This is a genomic window from Tardiphaga sp. GW822-FHT04G09 (assembly GCF_058800725.1).
The window spans coordinates 201,569-220,958 of record NZ_JBXAMO010000002.1 but is presented as its reverse complement, the minus strand read 5'-3'; the positions used below and the strand labels follow the sequence as shown (position 1 = coordinate 220,958).

Below are 19,390 nucleotides of genomic sequence, written 5' to 3'. Positions count from 1 at the left end.
AGATCGAGACGCGCTTCAGCTATGCCATGACGCTCGACACGACTGCGCTCGACACAACAGACACGCGTGCAAAAGCCGCGACCGATAAGCGCTGGCACCGTTATGCGCGGCCGGCGCTGGGCGTCGTACTGCCGCTGACACTCGCTTTGGCATGGGAGCTTGCAGTGTGGTCCGGCTGGTCGAACGGCCGGCTGGTGCCGCCACCGTCGCGCGTCTTCGCCACCATCATGGAGCTTGCGCAAACCGGTGAGCTCACGCGTCACATTGCCACAACACTCATGCGCGTGGGCGCAGGCTTCGGCCTCGGCGTCATCGCCGGCACGCTGTTTGGCGCCATCTCCGGCTATTGGGGCGTCGCACGGCGACTGCTCGACCCCACCGTTCAGGCGCTGCGCGCCATTCCGTCGATCGCCTGGGTGCCGCTGTTCATCCTGTGGCTTGGCATTTTCGAGACCTCGAAGGTCGCGCTGATTGCCGTTGGCGTGTTCTTCCCAGTCTATCTCGGCGTGATGGGCGCAATCCTCTCGGTCGATCGCAAGATCGTCGAAGTCGGTCGCACCTTCCGCCTCTCCGGCCCCGCCATGATCCGCCGCATCCTGCTGCCCGCCGTGCTGCCGGCTTACGTTGTCGCGCTGCGCGTCGGTCTCGGGCTCGGCTGGATGTTCGTGGTTGCCGCCGAATTCATGGGCGCCTCCGAAGGGCTCGGCTATCTCCTGATCGACGGCCAGCAGCTCGGCAAGCCCGCGCAGATCCTCGCCGCGATCACCATTTTCGCGCTGCTTGGCAAGACCACCGACTGGCTGATCGAATTGATCACCACGCCATTGCTGCGCTGGCAGGATGCGTTCCGTCCGGGCGGAGAGACCTGATGCTCGCCCTCGACAAGGTCGGCAAGACCTATCCCAACGGCGTCCACGCGCTGGAGCGCTTCACCGCGCAAATCCCTCAGGGCGAGATCGTGGCCATCATCGGCGGCTCCGGCTGCGGAAAGTCGACGCTGTTGCGCGCCGTGGCCGGGCTCGATCGCGCCTCGACCGGGAGTATCCGCATCGACGATATCGATATCAGCGCCCCACACGAGAAGATCGGCATCATCTTCCAGGAGCCGCGGCTGCTGCCGTGGCTCAGCGTCGCCGACAATATCGGCTTCGGACTGTCCGAGCTTCCTGTCGCCGCACGCCGCGAGAAAGTCGCGCAGGCCCTGGCACGCGTCCGCCTGTCGGATAAAGCGAAGGCATGGCCGCGCGAATTGTCCGGCGGGCAGGCGCAGCGCGTGGCGATTGCCCGTGCCTTGGTGCCGCAGCCGGAAGTGCTGCTGCTCGACGAACCGTTCTCCGCACTCGACGCTTTCACGCGCCGCGACCTGCAGGATCATCTGCTGGATCTCTGGGCCGATACGCGGCCGACATTGATCCTCGTCACCCATGACGTGGATGAAGCCGTCGTGCTCGCCGATCGCGTGCTGGTGATGCGGCCACGACCCGGCCGGCTGTTCGCTGAGATACAAGTCAATCTCGCGCGTCCGCGCGATCGGTCTTCGCCGCTGTTCGAAGCGGTGAAGCGTCGCGTGCTCACCGCACTGGATCGCTCTCTCGATCGCGACGTGCCCGATAGCGCACCTGCCGAGGCGGTCGGCGCGTGGTGGTGACAACATCGCCGCACGCGAATAGAATCTGCAACTAACAAAATCTCAGGGAGAGATATCATGGACGCCGCCGCGCTTCGCGCCACCCAAGCCCCCATCAAGGAGCTCTACAAGACTGATCCCAAGGCGGCCTTCATCACGCTGAAGGCAAAAGGCTCGATCGACAATGAGGGCATCGCCTGCAAGGTCGAGACCGGTCGCCAGATCGCCGCCGCCGGCCTGCATCCGGCGACTGGCGGCTCCGGGCTCGAACTCTGCTCGGGCGACATGCTGCTGGAAGCACTGGTCGCCTGCGCTGGCGTCACGCTGAAATCGGTGGCGACCGCCGTCGAAATTCCGCTGAAGTCTGGTAATGTGACGGCTGAGGGCGATCTCGATTTCCGCGGCACGCTCGGCGTCGACAAGGAAGCTCCGGTCGGCTTCGCCGAAATCCGCCTGCGCTTCGACGTCGATACCGACGCCCCGCAGGACAAGCTCGATCTGCTGCTGAAGCTGACCGAGCGTTATTGCGTAGTCTACCAGACCATCAAGCATGGCCCGAAGGTTTCGGTGTCCCTCAACAGGGTGTAAGCAGGCGGGACTGTCCACCAAGAAAGAGGAGGCCAAGCACCTCCTCTCATCAGGCTTCCATGTCCCCCGAACTTGCCTTTCTCCTGACACTCACGCTGCGCATGGCGATCACCGCCGCTTTCGTGATCACCGCCGCCATCATTACCGAACGTTCCGGCCCGGTGATCGGCGCCCTGGTGGCGACGCTGCCAATCTCAGCGGGCCCGTCCTACGTTTTTCTCGCCATCGATCACGATGCCGCCTTCATCGCGCAGGGCGCGCTGACGAGCCTGCCGATCAACGCCGTAACAATGTTCTTCGGATTGACTTACATCTACCTGGCCCGGCGCCATAACGTCGTTGTCAGTCTCGGCACGGCGATGGTGGTGTGGTTCGGCCTTGCCATACTGGTCCGGCAATTCGAATGGTCATTGCCGGGGGGTCTCCTCGCCAATGCGGTGGCCTTCAGCATCTGCCTGCCGCTGATGGCGCAGTTTCGCCACGCGAAGATGCCGCTCATCACACGGCGCTGGTACGACATACTGCTGCGCGCGGCACTGGTATCCTCGTTGGTCGGCACAGTCGTCACGCTATCCGCGACCATCGGCCCGGCCGGTAGCGGCATCCTTGCGCTCTATCCCGTGGTGTTCACCAGCCTGTTGCTGATCCTGCATCCGCGCATCGGCGGCCTGCCGACCGCCGCGGTCATGGCCAATGGCGGCTGGGGCCTCATGGGCTTCGGCATCGCCGTCGCTACCCTGCCCCTGACCGCACCACGCTTCGGCTCGGCGATCGCGCTCGGCATCGCGTTGGCAACTTGCGTGGTGTGGAATCTCGGCCTGTGGTCGTTGGGCCGCAGGAAGATTCGCAGCGTTTAGCCTTTGGGCAACTTGGCCTTCAGCGCATAGAGTGCATCCAGCGCCTCGCGCGGCGACATCTCGTCGGGATGCAGCGCCTTCACGGCATCCATCAGCAACTCCGCCTCCGACGGCGGAGCTGCTTCGGCCGGCGCGCGCGCGGTGATGGCGAATAGCGGCAGGTCATCCATCAGCGCCTTGGCGCTTTGACCGCGATCCTGCGCTTCCAGCTTGGCCAGCACTGACTTTGCCCGCGCGATCACCGCCGGAGGCAGGCCCGCGAGTTTCGCCACCTGAATGCCGTAGGAGCGATCCGCCGAGCCCGGCAGTACCTCATGCAGGAACACCACGTCTCCGTGCCATTCCTTGACGCGCACCGTCGCATTGAACAGCCGCGGCAGTTTGGCTGAGAGTGCGGTGAGTTCGTGATAATGCGTTGCGAATAGCGCGCGGCAGCGATTGCTCTCGTGCAGATGCTCGATCGCAGCCCAGGCGATCGACAGACCGTCGAAGGTCGCCGTACCACGGCCGATTTCGTCGAGGATCACCAGCGCGCGTTCGGTGGCCTGATTGAGGATCACCGCGGTCTCGACCATCTCGACCATGAAGGTCGAGCGTCCCCTTGCCAGATCGTCCGCGGCGCCGACGCGCGAGAACAGACGATCGACGATGCCGATGCGGGCGCGCGATGCCGGCACGAAGCTGCCTATCTGCGCCAGCAGCGCGATCAACGCGTTCTGGCGCAGGAAGGTCGATTTACCCGCCATGTTCGGACCGGTGATCAGCCAGATCTGCCCGGACTTCTGCCCCGGCCCCGGCGAGAGATCGCTGGCATTGGCGATGAATGGCTGACCGTCGCGCTTCAGCGCCTGTTCAACGACGGGATGCCGGCCGCCTTCTATGGCGAACAGCAGCGAGTTGTCGACTTCGGGGCGCACATAGTTGTCATCGACCGCCAGCTTCGCCAGCGCCGTTGCCACATCCAGCAGCGCAAAGGCATGCGCCGCGGCGCGGAGATCTTCCGACGCCTCAGCCACCATACCCGAAAGCCGCTCGAAGATTTCAAGCTCGAGACCCAGCGCACGGTCGCCGGCATTGGCGATCTTGGCCTCGATCTCGCCGAGTTCGGACGTGGTGAAGCGCACCTGCCCAGCCAGCGTCTGGCGATGGATGAAGGTCGCATTCAGCGGCGGCTGCATCAGCTTGTCACCGTGCTGCGCGGTAACCTCGACGAAATAGCCGAGCACGTTGTTGTGGCGGATCTTCAGACCCTTGACGCCGGTGTCATCGGCATAGCGCGCCTGCATCGCAGCAACCACAAGGCGCGAGGCGTCGCGCAGATTGCGGGTCTCGTCGAGTGCGGCTTCAAAGCCCTCGCGCACGAAACCGCCATCGCGCTTCAGCAGCGGCAGGTCGTCGGCCAGTGCGTGGGCGAACGTGCTGGCGAGCTCCCGGGACGGGCGCTGCAACGCGGCCATCGCAGCAGTGATATCCGCCGGCAGATTGTCTATGGCGCCGAGCCGCGCCAGCACCTGATCGGCGGCGAATACGCCATCGCGCAATGACGCCAGATCGCGCGGGCCGCCGCGACCGACCGACAGACGGGCCAGCGCGCGCGACAAATCCGGCGCGGCGCGCAGAGCGACGCGGAGATCGTCCCGTAAACCGCTGTCAGCGACGAAGGTGGAGATCGCGTCCAGCCTGCGGCCGATGGCCACTTCATCGGTCAGCGGCGCAGCCAGTCGCTGCGCCAGCAGGCGCGAACCGGCAGCCGTCACCGTGCAATCGATGGCATCGAGCAACGAGCCCTTGCGCTCACCGGCGAGCGTGCGAGTCAGTTCGAGATTGGCGCGGGTGGCGGGGTCGATCGCCATGGTGGTGCCGACCGCCTCGCGGGTGGGCGGCGACAGCGGCACACGTTTGCCGACCTGGGTGCGCTCCACATAGGTGACGCAGGCGGCGGCCGCCGTGGCTTCCGGCCGCGACATGGCGCTGAGGCCATCCATGGTGGCGACGGCAAAATAATCGCATAGCCGGCGCTCGGCGGTGGCGCCGTCGAACACGTCGCGGGTGAGCGGCGTCACCGCCGACAACTCACGCAGCAACTGGCTGAGGTCGGGATCGCTATAGAGCGCATCCGTGACGATCACTTCATTCGGATTGATCCGCGCCAGCGTGGCGCCGAGTTCGCTAGTCGCACATTCGGTGACGATGAATTCCGCGGTGGAGATATCGATCCAGGCGAGACCAATGCGATCCGCACCGCTTGAGCCCTTGCTGCGCGCGATCGCCAGTAAATAATTATTGGCCCGGGCGTCGAGCAAATTCTCTTCGGTCAGCGTGCCCGGCGTGACCACGCGCACGACATCGCGGCGGACCACGCTCTTGTTGCCGCGCTTACGCGCCTCGGCGGGATTTTCCATCTGTTCGCAGACGGCGACACGGATGCCGAGCGCGATCAGGCGATGCAGATAATCATCGGAGCGCTCCACCGGAACGCCGCACATCGGGATGTCCATACCCTGATGCTTGCCGCGCTTGGTCAGCACGATGCCCAGCGCCCGCGACGCGACCTCCGCATCCTCGAAGAAAATCTCGTAGAAATCGCCCATCCGGTAGAACAGCAGCAGGCCGGGATTGGCGGCCTTGATCTCAAGGTACTGTTCCATCATCGGAGACACTTTTGCGGTGTCTTCCACGCGGGGAGCGGGTTCGGTGGCGGTAATGGGCTGCTGGATTGTCATGGCGGCGGACGCTAGCAAATTTTGCGGGGCCGATCCCACCCGCGGCAGTCGCAAACCGTAGTTTTCCCCATCGCGGCGAGGCGGTTGACAAGTCAACTGCGATCTCATATCCGCAATTCCCAGGGACAACGCTGCCATCCAGCAGCGGCATTTGACCGGGTCGGCGGGGCTTCCTAAAAACACCGCGAAAATCCGGCAATCGAGCGCGGATGCAGTCCCCCAGGGAGAGAATTGATGAGCGATGTCTTTATCTGCGACGCCGTCCGCACCCCCATCGGCCGTTTCGGCGGCTCCCTTGCCAAAGTCCGCGCCGACGACCTCGCCGCAGCTCCCATTAAGGCCCTGATGGACCGCAATCCCGGCGTGGATTGGACTGCCGTTGAGGAAGTCTATTTCGGCTGCGCCAACCAAGCCGGTGAAGACAACCGCAACGTCGCCCGCATGGCGTCCCTGCTCGCGGGCCTGCCCGATTCAGTTCCCGGCGCAACCCTGAACCGTCTCTGTGCGTCAGGCCTCGATGCCGTTGGTGCCGGCGCCCGCGCCATCCGCGCCGGCGAAATCGATTTCGCCATTGCCGGCGGCGTTGAATCCATGACCCGCGCACCGTTCGTGCAGGGCAAGGCCACCGAAGCCTTCTCCCGCTCGGCGGAAATCTTTGACACCACCATCGGCTGGCGCTTCATCAATCCGCTGATGCGCGAGAAGTACGGCGTCGATGCCATGCCGGAGACCGGCGAGAACGTCGCGCAGGATTTCCAGATCTCCCGCGCCGACCAGGACGCCTTCGCGATCCGCTCGCAGCAGAACGCCGGCAAGGCGATCGCAGCGGGTTACTTTGCGGAAGAAATCATCCCGGTGATGGTGCCCGGCGGCAAGGCCGGTCCGACCGCCGTCGATAAGGACGAGCATCCGCGCCCCGAAACCACGCTGGAAGGCCTCGCCAAGCTGCGCCCGATCGTCCGCAAGGACGGCACGGTCACCGCCGGCAACGCCTCGGGCGTCAATGACGGCGCCTGCGCCATGATCCTCGCCTCGGGTGCCGCGGTTGAGAAGCACGGCCTCAAGGCCCGCGCGCGCATCCTCGGCCTCGCCTCGGGCGGCGTCGCGCCGCGCATCATGGGTATCGGCCCGGTGCCTGCGACCAAGAAGCTGATGGAGCGTCTCGGCCTCAAGATCAGCGACTTCGACCTGATCGAACTCAACGAAGCCTTCGCCTCGCAGGGCATTGCCGTGCTGCGCCAGCTCGGCGTCAAGGAAGATGCTGATTTCGTCAACCCGCATGGCGGCGCCATCGCGCTCGGCCATCCGCTCGGCATGAGCGGCGCGCGCCTCGCGATGACCGCCGTGCACGGCATGGAAAAGCGCGGCGGCAAGCTGGCGCTCGCCACCATGTGCGTCGGCGTCGGCCAGGGCGTCGCCATGGCGATCGAGAAACTCAACTAACAAAGACGTTTTCAAGATTGCCGCCGCGGGATCCGCGGCGGCCAAAAAGGGAAAACCAGCATGACGCTAATCTATCCCGTCGAGAGCAATGCGGCCCACGCGCCGCGGCTGTCACCCGGCTACAAGAGCACCATCAAGCGTGCCCCGCAGAAGCAGCGCATCCTGATGCCGCACACGCTGTCGGAGACGACGGGACCGGTCTACGGCCACGAGACAGTACGCCCTGGCGATCATGACCTCACCACCATGCATGCCGGCGAGCCGCTCGGCGAACGCATCATCGTCCACGGCACGGTGATGGACGAGGACGGCCGCGGGGTGCCGAACACGCTGGTCGAGCTGTGGCAGGCCAATGCCTGCGGCCGCTATGTGCATGTCTGGGACCAGCATCCCGCGCCGCTCGATCCGAACTTCACCGGCGCTGGCCGCACCGTCACCGACTCGCAGGGCAACTACAAGTTCATCACCATCAAGCCCGGCGCCTATCCGTGGGGCAATCACCACAATGCCTGGCGCCCCGCTCATATCCATTTCTCGGTGTTCGGCCATTCCTTCATCTCGCGCCTCGTGACGCAGATGTATTTCCCGAACGATCCGCTGTTCCCATTCGACCCGATCTTCAATTCGGTCACCGACGAAAAGGCGCGCCTGCGCATGGTGTCGGATTTCGACCTCGACACCACCGAGCCCGGCTGGGCGCTGGCCTATCGTTTCAACATCGTGCTGCGCGGCCGCAACGCCACCCCGACGGAGAATCACTGATGCCCGGAATTACCCCGTCGCAGACCGTCGGTCCGTTCTATGCCTATGGCCTGACGCCGAATGGCAAATATGCCTGGAACGACGCCTTCACCAACAACCTGCTGACGCCCGACGTCACCGGCGACAAGATCCACATCGAAGGCGTGATCTATGACGGCGACGGCAAGGTCGTGCCTGACGCCGTGCTGGAAATCTGGCAGGCCGACGCGCAGGGCCGTTTTGCAGATCCGCAGGACACGCGCGGGCTGCCGAATTCGAGCTTTCGGGGCTTCGGCCGCTCCGGCACCACCGACGCCGGCGAATATTCGTTCGACACCGTCAAACCCGGCGCTGTGCCCGGCATCGACGGCAAGCCGCAGGCCCCGCATATCGTGATGGCCGTGTTCGGCCGCGGCATGACCATGCAGTCGATGACGCGCATCTATTTCGACGATGAAGCCGCGACGGCGAGCGATGAAGTGATGAACCTCGTCCCGGCCGACCGCCGCGCGACGATTATCGCGAAGAAGACGGCGCCGGGTGTGTACCGGTTCGATATTCACCTGCAGGGCGACAACGAAACGGTGTTCTTCGACGTGTGATGCTCATCCGATCGAAACGAAAAAGCGGCCTGCGGGTCGCTTTTTTATTCCATCACCGCCGGATGCTCGTCCGCACCCGGCTTGGCGGCCTGCGCACGCAAGGTCGCCTTGGACGAGCCGATGATCAGTGCCATCGGGATCGCGCAGAGCGTCACCAGCATCACCATCTGATAATCGAGGCCGAAGGCGATGATCGTTGCCTGCAGCGTGACGATGGCGTCCATCATGGCGCGACCAGAGTCGGTGGCGAGGTTGATCGCGCTGGTCACGTTGGGCATCTGCAGCGCGTTGTTGAACGGCGTGATATGCTCGACCAGCACCGCATGGGCCATGCGGGTGCCGGAAGTGAGCTGCGCGATCACGATGGAAATGCCGATCGAGCTCGCGACATTGCGCAGCAGCGTCAGCATCGAAGTGCCATCCGTGCGCAGATGATTGGGCAGCGTCAGGAACGCCACCGTGGACAGCGGCACGAAGACGAGACCGAGGCCAAATCCCTGCGCGATGGAGACGATCACGATCTCCGGCACGCCGGTCTGGTCGGTCCACATCGAGGTGAAGAACAGCGACACCGACATCAGCGCCATTCCCACCATGATCAGTGTGCGCGCCTCGATATATTTCATGATGCGCCCGACCAGCATCATCGCCACGAAGGTGCCGGAGCCGCGCGTCGCCAGCAATAGACCTGCCGTGAGGATCGGATAGCCGATCACGTTCTGCAGATAGGGCGACGACAGTGCCATGGTCGAATACAGCACAAGCCCCATGACGGCCATGAACACGCAGCCGCCGACGAAATTCTTGTCCTTGAAGATCGCGAACTGGATGAACGGCTTCGAGGTCGTGAAGGAATGCGCGAAGAAATAATAGAAGCCGATGACCGAGACGATCGCCTCGATGACGATTTCGTTGGATTCGAGCCAGCCGAGCTGCTCGCCGCGGTCGAGCGCGAGTTGCATCGCACCGATGCCGACGGCCAGCGCCCCGAAACCGAACCAGTCGAATTTCAGTTCGGCATTGGTCTTGGTCTCGTCCATGAAGGCCAGCAGGCCGAACACCGTGACGATGCCGAACGGCAGATTGACGAAGAACACCCAGTGCCAGGAATAGGTCTCCGTCAGCCAGGCGCCCAATGAAGGCCCCATGATCGGCCCGAGCATCACGCCCATGCCCCAGATCGACATCGCCTTGGCGCGCTCATGCAGCGCGTAGCTGTCGAGCATCACCGCCTGCGACAGCGGTACGAGTGCCGCGCCGAACACGCCCTGCAAGAGGCGAAAGCCGACCATCTGGTTGATGTCCTGCGCGAGGCCACACAACACCGAGGCGACAGTGAAACCCGCCGAACAGATGATGAAGATCTTCTTGCGGCCGAACCGGTTGGCAATCCAGCCGACCGGCGCGGTCATGATGGCCGCAGCCACGATATAGGAGGTCAGCACCCAGTTGACCTGATCCTGCGACGCCGACAGCGTGCCCTGCATATAGGGCAACGCGACATTGGCAATCGTAGTGTCGAGCGCCTGCATGATGGTCGCGGTCATGGCGCAGATCGTCACCATGTTCCGGCGAAAGCCGGGGACCGCGCTGGGAGATGGCGCCGACATGCTCATGGGATCAGTCCTGAGCAGCCTTGGCCGATGACAGCCCGAGCAGGCCGGCCAGCGAGCGATGATGCTTGGTATCGATTGTCGTGTAAGTGCTCATGCCGGCCTTCAGTCGCTTCACAAAGGGGTCGGCATAATCGAGATAGATCCGCACCGGCACACGCTGTACGACTTTGACGAAATTGCCGGTGGCATTCTGCGGCGGCAGGATCGCGAATTGCGCGCCGGTGCCGGGGCTCAGCGAACCGACAGTGCCCTTGAAGGCATGGTTCGGGAACGCATCGACATCGATCTCCACGGTCTGGCCGACAGCGATGTAAGTGAAATCGGATTCCTTCAGATTGGCATCGACCCACGGCCGGTTGTCGTCGATCACCGTGAGGATCGGCGTGCCGGCCATCGCGAAGCGGCCGAGCTGGATGTTATCGACCTGCGTCGCGACGCCGGAGATCGGCGCCTTCAGCACGGTGTGGTCGAGATTGCGCTGCGCCTGATCGAGCGCCGACTGCGCCTGCGCGTAAGGCGGGAACTGGGCCAGCGGCAGGTCGGGATTGCCGAGCAACTGGTTCATCGAGGTCGCGAGCTGCTGCTTCAGGAGTTCGAGCTGTGCTTTCGCGGTCACCGCCGCGGTCGCCGCGTTGTCCAGATCGAGCTGCGAGCCGAAGTTGCTCTTGACCAGCGTCGACTTGCGTTCGACGTCGCGCTGCTTGAAGTCGACGCCCTGCTGCGCCAGATCCTGCATCTGGCCGTAGATCTTCACATTGCTGACGAGGTTATCATAGGTGGTCTTGGCCTGGGCCAGCTTGGCCTTGGCATCGTCGAGCGCCAGGCGGAACGGCACCGGATCGATCTCGAACAGCACGTCGCCTTCCTTCACGTGTTGGCCTTCGCGCACCACGACCTTGTCGACCTTGCCGGAGATGTCCGGCGTGATCAGCACCTTCTGCGCCCCGACATAGGCATCGTCAGTGCCGACATAGCGACCGCCCGACAGATAGAAGGCGACGCCGCCAACAAGAACGATGGCCGGCAGCACCACCAGCAGCAGCAGCCGCCGATAGCGCTTCAGAAAACCTTTCACACCCTGACGCTGCGTAGTCGCAGCGCCGCCGGATGGGCCGTCGGGCGCATCCTTGTCGGGAAATTTCAGCACGGGCTCAGCCATAGACGTGTTCCTTGGTCTTGACGGCTGCAGGCGAGAGCGCAGCGCGGATGTTGGATTTGATGGTCTCGAGATAATCGACGAGCTGATGGGTTTCCTGCTCGCTCATGCGATCGAGCGCGACCTGCATCAGTTCGTTCCTGAGAACGGCGAGCTTGCCCATCAGCGGTCGCGCAGCCTCGGTGAGATAGAGCCGCTTGATCCGCCGGTCCGCGTCGTCGCTGCGCCGCTCGAGCAGGCCGCTGTCGCAGAGCTTGTCGATCAGCCGCGTCAGGCTGATCGGCGCCATCTCCATGGCATCGGCAAGGTCGGCCTGTTTCTGCCCTTCATTGCGCTCGACCTTGGCCAGCACCGCCCATTGGGCGCGGGTCATGCCGAGATGCCGCGCTTCCTTGTCGGCCAGTTGCCGCAACATGCGCTGGGTTTCGAACAGGGCCGACAGGAAATCGATTCCGGTACCCACGGACGGGGACATTGAGGCACTCCATTAGCGTAGCTTATTGTAAGCAAGCTTATGAATAACACATCGGAGATAAAGACGGCGCTGCCCTGCGATGGCGACATGGCTGGATCTTCCAGGCATCCGCAGCGCGCAGCACAGCAAAAAGCCCGGCACGAGGCCGGGCTTGAGAAGCATGTAAGATACTGAATATGTTCAGTATTTGGCGACGACGGCGGGGCTGAATGCGTAATTGATGCCGGCGCGGAAGACATGGTCGTGGAAGCCGACCGAGGTCTGGCTGGCTGTGCCCCCGAAATAGGTCGCCGAGCCCAGATCGAGATACAGATATTCGAGCTTGGCCGACCAGTTGGTGCCGAACTTCTTTTCCAGGCCGGCGCCCAGGGTCCAGCCGACGCGGGTCTGCGATTCTGACAGCAGCGTGCCGGGAATGGTCACGGCGGCGCCGGCGGGTGTGGTGCCCTGCGATCCCGGCCCGAATAACTGACCGGTCACGGTCGTCTGCGTCGAATACTTGACCTCGCCGACAGCGAGACCGCCGGTGCCGTAAAGCAGCAGGTCCGGCGTTGCCAGCAGGCCTACCCGCCCGCGGAAGGTCGCAAACCATGGGAAGCTCCACGAGCTGGTAGCCGATGTCTGCGTCAGCAGATTGAAGTCGCCGCCCAGCACCGTCGTCCGCAGCGAACTCACCGGCGACGTGGCGCTGCCACGTTCACCGGTCCCCTGGATATCGGCTTCGAGACCAACGACCCATGTGCGGTCGAGCTGCCAGTTGTAGCCGATCTGGCCGCCACCGAGGCCACCATTGACGTCCTGCTTGACCGGCGACGCAAAGGCTGTGCCCCGCAGGAAGGTGGCGTCGCCCTTGCCCCAGCTGTAGCCGCCATTGAGGCCGACATAGAAGCCGGTCCAGTTGATGCCGGGATCCACCAGAACCGGCGCCTTGGCATATATGCGGGGCGACAGATCGGCAGCGCCTGCTGTGGACGAAAGCGCCATGACGGCGAGGCCTGCAGCGGCCAATACGGTGCGTCTCACCATCAGTCTCCCCAACAACAGATCAACGAAGGCAGGCCGAAGGCTCTGCTTCGATGATGTGTAGTTGAATGAGACATCAGCGACTTGGAACGGACGCGACGCGACAGGACTGGGCGCGACTGGCACCGCAATTCATTCTGCTTGTTGCGTTCAGGCAACATGGCATATCGCGAACTATCAAAAGAGAAGCCGCCCAAAGGCGCAGTAACCACGACGTATATGAACGCGATCGGCATTGGCACGACCAAGATATAGTTCAATGCTTGCAGGACGGATCCTCGTGACTTCAAGGCCCGGTCCCGAAGCGCCCGATTCGTTAATCGAAGCCATTTCCGAAAATCTGCCGACGGCGCAGCTCCAATTCGGGCGCCTGACGTTCAACGTCGAATCCCCTCTTCCGACAGACACCCCGTTTTCAACCGATACTGCATTGCACAGGTTGCCCGGCGCGATTGTTTTTATCGGCACGGGATTTCCTGCGAACGATCGCATGCCGGATGCTGCGACTGCGTCATCGCCCGACAATGTCGTCTTTGCAGTCGTTCTGAAAGGGAGTGCGCGCGCATCGCAGCATGGCCGCGAGGAGATCATCGAGCAGGACCATGCGATCTTGATGACAACCAGGGACCCCGGTCGGCATACGTCATCTCGTGAGACGCAGCATCTGATCGTTCAGATCGAGCGGGCTGCGCTGTCGATCAAGGTGCCGCACCTCAACACCTGGCTCATGCGACCTCTCCGCCTGGAGATTCAGACCTTGCGGCTACTAATGGCGCATTGTCAGGCAGCGATCGACCTCGACGGATCCGCGCCCACTGATCTTCAGCACCATGTCGCCGCCGATCTGTGTAGCCTGATCGCACTTCTGACAATCGGCAGGGAAAACCACCCCGAGACATCGCGACCTTCGAGCACCCGCATGCTGCGCTTGCAGGCGATCCAGGCAGCGATCGAAGCAGGGCTCGGAAGTCACGACCTCTCAGCCGAGACGCTGGCGGTGACTGAGAGGATATCGCCAGACTATGTCCGCAAGCTGTTTCGCGAACATGGCCTGAGCCTGTCGGAATATCTGCTTGAGAGGCGTTTGGCGCTCGCTCATGCACGGCTACTCGATCCGCTTCGGGCCAATGAGCGAATCGGGAAGATCGCCGACGAGGCCGGCTTCAGCGATTTGTCGTATTTCAACCGGACGTTCCGGCGCCGATATGCCACCTCGCCATCGGATCTGCGCCGCGAGCGCAAAAACGCGACCTGATCTGGCACGGTCTGCCCGTTCAACCTTTGCAATCGCCCGGCTGTCCCCCATCTGGAGTGAATGTTCGTTATTTGGCTGCGCTGGATTTGGTGCAAGACTGAAGTTCAACGCCAAAAAGACGGGCACAATCACACCTAACGGGTTAAGCTCCCTCCAAATGGCAGTTCCGAAACCAACTTTCCCGGCTCCTGGCCACGATCACGACCGCTGTACGGCGGATGCGATGCATCATGCCGAGAATGTCTGCGCGGCCCGGTCGCAAAAGCTGACCCCGATCCGCCGGCAGGTGCTTGAAGCGCTGCTCGCCAGCCATCGGCCGCTTGGGGCCTATGAGATCATCGACGAGCTCGCCAAAACCATTTCGCGCCCGGCACCCATCACCGTGTATCGCGCGCTCGATTTTCTGATGGAGAACAGTCTCGTTCACCGTATCGAGAGCCGCAACGCCTTCCTCGCTTGCGCGCACGACCACGGCACAGCCTCGATGGTCGCATTCCTGATCTGCGACCAATGCGGGTCAGTCGGCGAAGTACCCGCGACGAAGGTCGCGCAAAGCCTGAACGATGCCGCACGTACGACTGGCTTCATCCCGAAACTGTCTGTTGTCGAAATCACCGGAACCTGCGCTCACTGTCAGGCCTGAAGATCCCATAACAACACGGCGACAAGCCGGCCCGAGGCTTCATGTCTGCAGAAACCATCATCAGCCCATCCGGCGGACGCGCACTCACCGCCGGGGCCATCGCCCTTGTGCTGATGCTGTGCCTGACCTGGGGCTTCAACCAGATCGCCATCAAACTGGTGCTGCACGATATTCCACCCTACACGCAGGCGATGCTGCGCTCCGCCGGTGCTCTGCTCGTCATCCTGACCATCGCGCGGGTGCGCGGCGTCAAGCTGTTCGAGCGCGACGGGACGCTGAAAGCGGGCCTGTTTGCCGGCGTGCTGTTCGGCGTCGAATTCGTGCTGATCTTTCACGGGCTGCAATTCACCACCGCGAGCCGCGCCGCGGTTTTCCTCTATACGATGCCGTTCTTCGTGGCCTTCGGCTCCTATCAGTTCCTCGGCGAACGCCTGCGCCCGGTGCAATGGGCCGGGCTGGCCGTAAGCTTCGCCGGCGTCGCCGTGGCCATCGGCGTGCCGCAACCCGATGTCACAACCGACGTGCTGATCGGGGATCTGATGATCGTCGCCGGTGCCGGCCTATGGGCAGCGACCACGCTAGTGGTCAAGATGACCCCCCTCCTTTACGTCCCGCCTGAGAAGGCATTGGGTTACCAGGTCGGGCTTTCGGTCCCGATTCTGGGCCTGGCTGCACTGCTGGCGGGCGAAACCGTGACCCGGGTTCCCGGCCCGCTGGCGCTGTCCCTGCTCTCTTTTCAGGCCTTTTGGGTGGTGGGATTCACGTTTTTGCTGTGGTTCGGGCTAATCAAGACCTATTCGGCCAGCAAATTGTCGGCTTTTACCTTCATCACCCCTTTGTTTGGCGTCGCGGCGGGCTATCTCATCATGGGCGACCATCTGACTCCCGCCTTTGGCGTCGCCGCGCTATTGGTCATCGCGGGACTATTTCTCGTTAACCGACCGGCCAAGGCCTAGGCCACTGATCCATTGCTGGATGTCATCTAAATCTGATATTCGAGACCCCATGAACAAGATTGAAATTCCGTCTGATATCGCCGGTCCGGCGCCCCGGCACCTCACCACTCAGGTCATGGTCGGTAATGTCGCCGTTGGCGGCGGCGCGCCGATCGTCGTGCAGTCGATGACCAACACCGACACCGCCGACATCCAGGGCACCATCGAGCAGGTCGCAGCGCTGTCGCGCGCGGGCTCGGAAATGGTCCGCATCACTGTCGACCGCGACGAAGCCGCAGCCGCCGTCCCGCACATCCGCGAAGCGCTCGACAAGCAGGGCATCACCACGCCGCTGATCGGCGACTTCCACTATATCGGCCACAAGCTGCTTGCTGAATTCCCGGCCTGCGCCGCGGCGCTCGACAAATACCGCATCAATCCCGGCAATGTCGGCTTCAAGAACAAGCGCGACTCGCAGTTCGCCGACATCATCGAGATCGCCAACAAGAACAACAAGGCCGTCCGCATCGGCGCGAACTGGGGTTCGCTCGATCAGGAACTGCTGACCAAGCTGATGGACGAGAACGCGCTGTCTGCGAATCCGAAGGATGTTCGCGCGGTGACGCGCGAAGCCATGGTGCAGTCGGCGTTGCTGTCGGCCGCCCGCGCGCAAGAACTCGGCATGCCGAAGAACAAGATGATCCTCTCCGCCAAGGTCTCGGCGGTGCAGGACCTCATCGCTGTGTACCAGACGCTGGCCTCGCGCTCCGACTATGCGATCCATCTCGGTCTGACCGAAGCCGGCATGGGCTCGAAGGGCATCGTCGCTTCCTCGGCCGCGCTCGGCATCCTGCTGCAGCAGGGCATCGGCGACACCATCCGCATTTCGCTCACCCCGGAGCCCGGCGGCGACCGCACGCTGGAAGTTCAGGTCGCGCAAGAACTGCTGCAGACCATGGGCTTCCGCACCTTCGTGCCGCTGGTCGCTGCGTGCCCCGGTTGCGGCCGCACCACCTCGACCACGTTCCAGGAACTGGCGCGCTCGATCCAGGACTTCATCCGCGACTCGATGCCAGGCTGGAAGACGCAGTATCCTGGTGTCGAGAACCTCAACGTTGCGGTCATGGGCTGCATCGTCAACGGACCCGGCGAATCCAAGCACGCCAATATCGGCATCTCGCTGCCCGGCACCGGCGAAAGCCCGGCCGCGCCGGTGTTCGTCGACGGCGAGAAATTCCGTACCCTGCGCGGCCCGAGCATTGCGGCTGACTTCAAGGCGCTGGTGATCGACTATATCGACCAGCGCTACGGCGCCAACGCCAAGGCGCCGGAAGTCGTGAGCGCGGCGGAGTAAGCTGCGTACGTCATCCGTTTAGAAATCAGCCGGCGAGCGGATCATCCGCCGCCGGCTTTTTCGTGCCGTGTGACGGGGCTTCAGGATCGATATTTTTGGACGACATTATTTGAGTGTTACGTCTTCACTTTCAATCTATAGTTTATATGCTCGATAAGGCATCTTAGGGGCGAATAGTGATCGGGGGCGTCCGTCTTTCTGCAGCGCTGTTCGCGGCGGTTATCGCCGCGTCGTTCGCCGTGGTCTCATCGAGTCCCTGCAAAGCGCAAGCCTTTGGCCTGCCAGGCCGAGTGACGCGAGATAGTTCCGGCCCGCCTCCACAAGCGCCTACTGCGATAGCTCCGGTTCCCACAACGCAAAGCCGAAGCAATGTCGATACCTGGGGGCGTCGATTCGTCTCCCAGGTCCGTCGGTGCTGGCGGCAGCCCTTCAACTACGATCGGGAACCGGTGCGGGCGATTTTCGAGATCAAACTCACAAGGGCCGGGCAGCTCGACGGAGCGCCGAAGTTATTGCGCCCGGCGCGGACGGACTATGAAAAGAGATATCACGCTAGCGGACTCGCAGCGATCATCACCTGTCAGCCTTACGATCTCCCGCAAGACCACTACGACGAATGGCGACATTTCGAGCCTATCTTTCAAGACAGGTTTCAGTAGACGCAGTCGTGCTACAACGGGCTTCGCCGAAACTCGCGATTACTCAGCCCCGCTTCTTCCAGATCCAGATCACGCTCGATCCGCCGCCTGCTTTCGTCGGTAATCTTGCCGTCGCGCAGCTGCGCGTGGATGAATTTGCGCTCGGACTTGATCAGTTCGCGTACCAGATCGATCCCCACCGCCGAAACGTCGACGTCGGGATCGAGTTCGCCCGGCAACTGGTTCGAGCGGCTTTCATGGCGTGCGCGGAGCAGCTTCACGACCTCATCGGACAGTTCGCGGTCGTCGGTCATGGCGTCGAGCTGTGCCAGTGCCGTAGCCAGCGCCTCGCGGCGCGTGGCGAGTTCAGCCTCGTGTTCGGCGATATATTCCTCGCGGCCGATCCTGGTGACGCCGAGCCATTTCACCACGATGGGCAGGCACAGGCCAAAGCCGACCAGCGTAATGAGAATGATGTTGAAGGAGACGAACAGGATCAGGTCCCGCGCCGGGAAGGCCTCGTTCGAGACCATCGTGAACGGCAGCGCCAGCGCAGCGGCCAGTGAGACCGCACCACGCACACCCGTAAAGGCGATCACGAAGGTCCATTGCCAGTTCGGCGCCGGATCGCGCTTGCGTAGATCCGCGCTCAGCCAGCGCGGCACGTAGATCGCAGCATAGACCCAGACGAAACGCGCGACGATGATCACGGCGGAGACCAGCGCCGTGGCCCACACGATCTCCGCGAATGGAAAGGCCTTCGATTTCTCGATCAGCGCCCGCATCTGGAAGCCGGTCAGCAGGAACAGCAGGCCCTCGACCAGATAGATCACCAAATCCCAGAAGAAGATGCCCTGCAGACGCGTCGCCGCCGAGATCAGCAGCGGGCCGTTCCAGGAGATGTAGAGACCGCAAGCCACAGTGGCGATGATGCCGGAGCCGCCGAAATGTTCGGGGATCAGATAGGCGACATAGGGCGTCAGCAGCGACAGCGTAATTTCGACCTGCGGATCGCGCGCGCGATGACGCATGCGCAGGCTGATCCAGCCGATGGCAAGGCCGAAGACCAATTCGCAGGCGAGGATGGCGACGAAGGTGCCGGCCGCCTTCGGCAACGAGAATGCCCCGGTGGTGATCGCCACCACCGCAAAGCGATACAGGATCAGCGTCGTCGCATCATTGGCGAGGCCTTCACCTTCCAGCACAACCAGCATCCGGCGCGGCAGGCCGATTTTTCGCGCAATCGCCAGCGGCGCCACCACATCCGGCGGCGCCACGATGGCGCCGAGCAGGAAGCCGACCGACCATGGCAGGCCGATGAGCATGTGCGTCGCGGTGGCAACAAGACATGCCGTGAAGATCACGCAGCCCACCGCCAGCAGCGTGATGATGCGCAGATTGGCGCGAAACTCGCGCCAGCTCATGGCAACGGAGGCCGAATAGATCAGCGGCGGCAGCACGCCGAGCAACACCACATCCGGCGGCAGTTCGATCGAGGGCATGCCCGGCACGAAGGCCAGCGCAATGCCGGCCAGCAGCAGCAGGATCGCCGGGGCGATGCTGATGCGCTTCGCCAGCCACGCCGTGCCTGCGAGGGCCGCGATCAGGACCAGGAAAATTTGAAACTTGGCTTCCACGCGCTTTCCTTCCTTCCCTCTCCCCCGCGCGAAGCGGAGCTTCGCCAGGTGGGCGAGGGTGGATCGACCGCTCTCGC

17 protein-coding genes are annotated in these 19,390 nt (G+C 63.1%); 11 read left to right on the top strand and 6 right to left on the bottom strand.

All coding sequences use genetic code 11. From position 1 onward, the window contains the following. Positions 1-26 precede the first annotated feature (26 nt). Genes AC1RLZ_RS04785 through AC1RLZ_RS04770 form a run of 4 tightly spaced genes read left to right on the top strand, consistent with a single transcriptional unit; the run spans position 27 to position 3,072 of the window. Complete coding sequence (locus AC1RLZ_RS04785; RefSeq protein WP_493187684.1) at positions 27-869, top strand: ABC transporter permease; 843 nt, start codon at positions 27-29, stop codon at positions 867-869. Further along, positions 869-1,648, top strand: a complete 780-nt coding sequence (locus AC1RLZ_RS04780) for an ABC transporter ATP-binding protein (RefSeq protein ID WP_493187683.1) — start codon at positions 869-871, stop codon at positions 1,646-1,648. Before AC1RLZ_RS04785 ends, AC1RLZ_RS04780 begins: the two co-directional genes overlap by 1 nt. Positions 1,649-1,705: 57 nt before the next feature. After that, positions 1,706-2,215 (top strand): OsmC family protein, encoded by a 510-nt coding sequence (locus AC1RLZ_RS04775; protein WP_439057072.1) that lies wholly within the window; start codon positions 1,706-1,708, stop codon positions 2,213-2,215. 59 nt (positions 2,216-2,274) lie between these two features. Further along, positions 2,275-3,072, top strand: a complete 798-nt coding sequence (locus tag AC1RLZ_RS04770; protein ID WP_493187682.1) for a hypothetical protein — start codon at positions 2,275-2,277, stop codon at positions 3,070-3,072. Here AC1RLZ_RS04770 and mutS read toward each other — a convergent pair. Continuing rightward, positions 3,069-5,795 carry a DNA mismatch repair protein MutS gene (gene mutS / locus AC1RLZ_RS04765; protein WP_493187681.1) on the bottom strand — a complete coding sequence of 909 codons (2,727 nt, stop codon included), beginning with the start codon at positions 5,793-5,795 and terminating at the stop codon, positions 3,069-3,071. The two genes, AC1RLZ_RS04770 and mutS, sit on opposite strands and share 4 nt — an antisense overlap. Positions 5,796-6,029: 234 nt before the next feature. Between mutS and pcaF the strand changes: the two genes are divergently transcribed. The 3 genes from pcaF to pcaG are packed head-to-tail and all read left to right on the top strand — an operon-like array spanning position 6,030 to position 8,581. Beyond that, on the top strand, positions 6,030-7,238 hold the full coding sequence (gene pcaF / locus AC1RLZ_RS04760) for a 3-oxoadipyl-CoA thiolase (protein ID WP_371421949.1): 1,209 nt from the start codon (positions 6,030-6,032) through the stop codon (positions 7,236-7,238). 60 nt (positions 7,239-7,298) lie between these two features. Then, a complete protein-coding gene (gene pcaH / locus AC1RLZ_RS04755; RefSeq protein WP_493187680.1) occupies positions 7,299-8,000 on the top strand; it encodes a protocatechuate 3,4-dioxygenase subunit beta in 702 nt (233 codons plus the stop codon). Continuing rightward, complete coding sequence (gene pcaG, locus AC1RLZ_RS04750) at positions 8,000-8,581, top strand: protocatechuate 3,4-dioxygenase subunit alpha (protein ID WP_493187679.1); 582 nt, start codon at positions 8,000-8,002, stop codon at positions 8,579-8,581. Before pcaH ends, pcaG begins: the two co-directional genes overlap by 1 nt. Positions 8,582-8,625: 44 nt before the next feature. On the opposite strand, the gene AC1RLZ_RS04745 is transcribed toward pcaG, so the two are convergent. The 4 genes from AC1RLZ_RS04745 to AC1RLZ_RS04730 all read right to left on the bottom strand — a co-directional run bounded on the left by AC1RLZ_RS04745 (position 8,626) and on the right by AC1RLZ_RS04730 (position 12,854). Further along, positions 8,626-10,191 (bottom strand): DHA2 family efflux MFS transporter permease subunit, encoded by a 1,566-nt coding sequence (locus AC1RLZ_RS04745; RefSeq protein ID WP_493187994.1) that lies wholly within the window; start codon positions 10,189-10,191, stop codon positions 8,626-8,628. 10 nt (positions 10,192-10,201) lie between these two features. Further along, positions 10,202-11,356: an HlyD family secretion protein gene (locus tag AC1RLZ_RS04740; protein ID WP_493187678.1), complete on the bottom strand. Its 1,155-nt coding sequence runs from the start codon at positions 11,354-11,356 to the stop codon at positions 10,202-10,204. Next, positions 11,349-11,828 carry a MarR family winged helix-turn-helix transcriptional regulator gene (locus AC1RLZ_RS04735; protein WP_371421953.1) on the bottom strand — a complete coding sequence of 160 codons (480 nt, stop codon included), beginning with the start codon at positions 11,826-11,828 and terminating at the stop codon, positions 11,349-11,351. Before AC1RLZ_RS04735 ends, AC1RLZ_RS04740 begins: the two co-directional genes overlap by 8 nt. A gap of 180 nt (positions 11,829-12,008) precedes the next feature. Then, the gene (locus tag AC1RLZ_RS04730; protein WP_493187677.1) at positions 12,009-12,854 is read right to left on the bottom strand and encodes an outer membrane protein; all 846 of its coding nucleotides are present in this window, start codon (positions 12,852-12,854) and stop codon (positions 12,009-12,011) included. Between the two features lie 487 nt (positions 12,855-13,341). On the opposite strand from AC1RLZ_RS04730, the gene AC1RLZ_RS04725 reads away from it, so the two are divergent. The 4 genes from AC1RLZ_RS04725 (at position 13,342) to ispG (ending at position 17,038) form a co-directional block, all read left to right on the top strand. Beyond that, the gene (locus tag AC1RLZ_RS04725) at positions 13,342-14,106 is read left to right on the top strand and encodes an AraC family transcriptional regulator (RefSeq protein WP_493187676.1); all 765 of its coding nucleotides are present in this window, start codon (positions 13,342-13,344) and stop codon (positions 14,104-14,106) included. A gap of 157 nt (positions 14,107-14,263) precedes the next feature. Next, positions 14,264-14,749: a Fur family transcriptional regulator gene (locus AC1RLZ_RS04720; RefSeq protein ID WP_493187675.1), complete on the top strand. Its 486-nt coding sequence runs from the start codon at positions 14,264-14,266 to the stop codon at positions 14,747-14,749. Positions 14,750-14,790: 41 nt separating this feature from the next. Then, positions 14,791-15,705 carry a DMT family transporter gene (locus AC1RLZ_RS04715; RefSeq protein ID WP_371421956.1) on the top strand — a complete coding sequence of 305 codons (915 nt, stop codon included), beginning with the start codon at positions 14,791-14,793 and terminating at the stop codon, positions 15,703-15,705. Positions 15,706-15,754: 49 nt separating this feature from the next. Then, positions 15,755-17,038: a flavodoxin-dependent (E)-4-hydroxy-3-methylbut-2-enyl-diphosphate synthase gene (gene ispG, locus AC1RLZ_RS04710; RefSeq protein WP_371421957.1), complete on the top strand. Its 1,284-nt coding sequence runs from the start codon at positions 15,755-15,757 to the stop codon at positions 17,036-17,038. A gap of 670 nt (positions 17,039-17,708) precedes the next feature. On the opposite strand, the gene AC1RLZ_RS04705 is transcribed toward ispG, so the two are convergent. Continuing rightward, positions 17,709-19,313, bottom strand: a complete 1,605-nt coding sequence (locus AC1RLZ_RS04705) for a Na+/H+ antiporter (protein ID WP_493187674.1) — start codon at positions 19,311-19,313, stop codon at positions 17,709-17,711. Positions 19,314-19,390 lie beyond the last annotated feature (77 nt).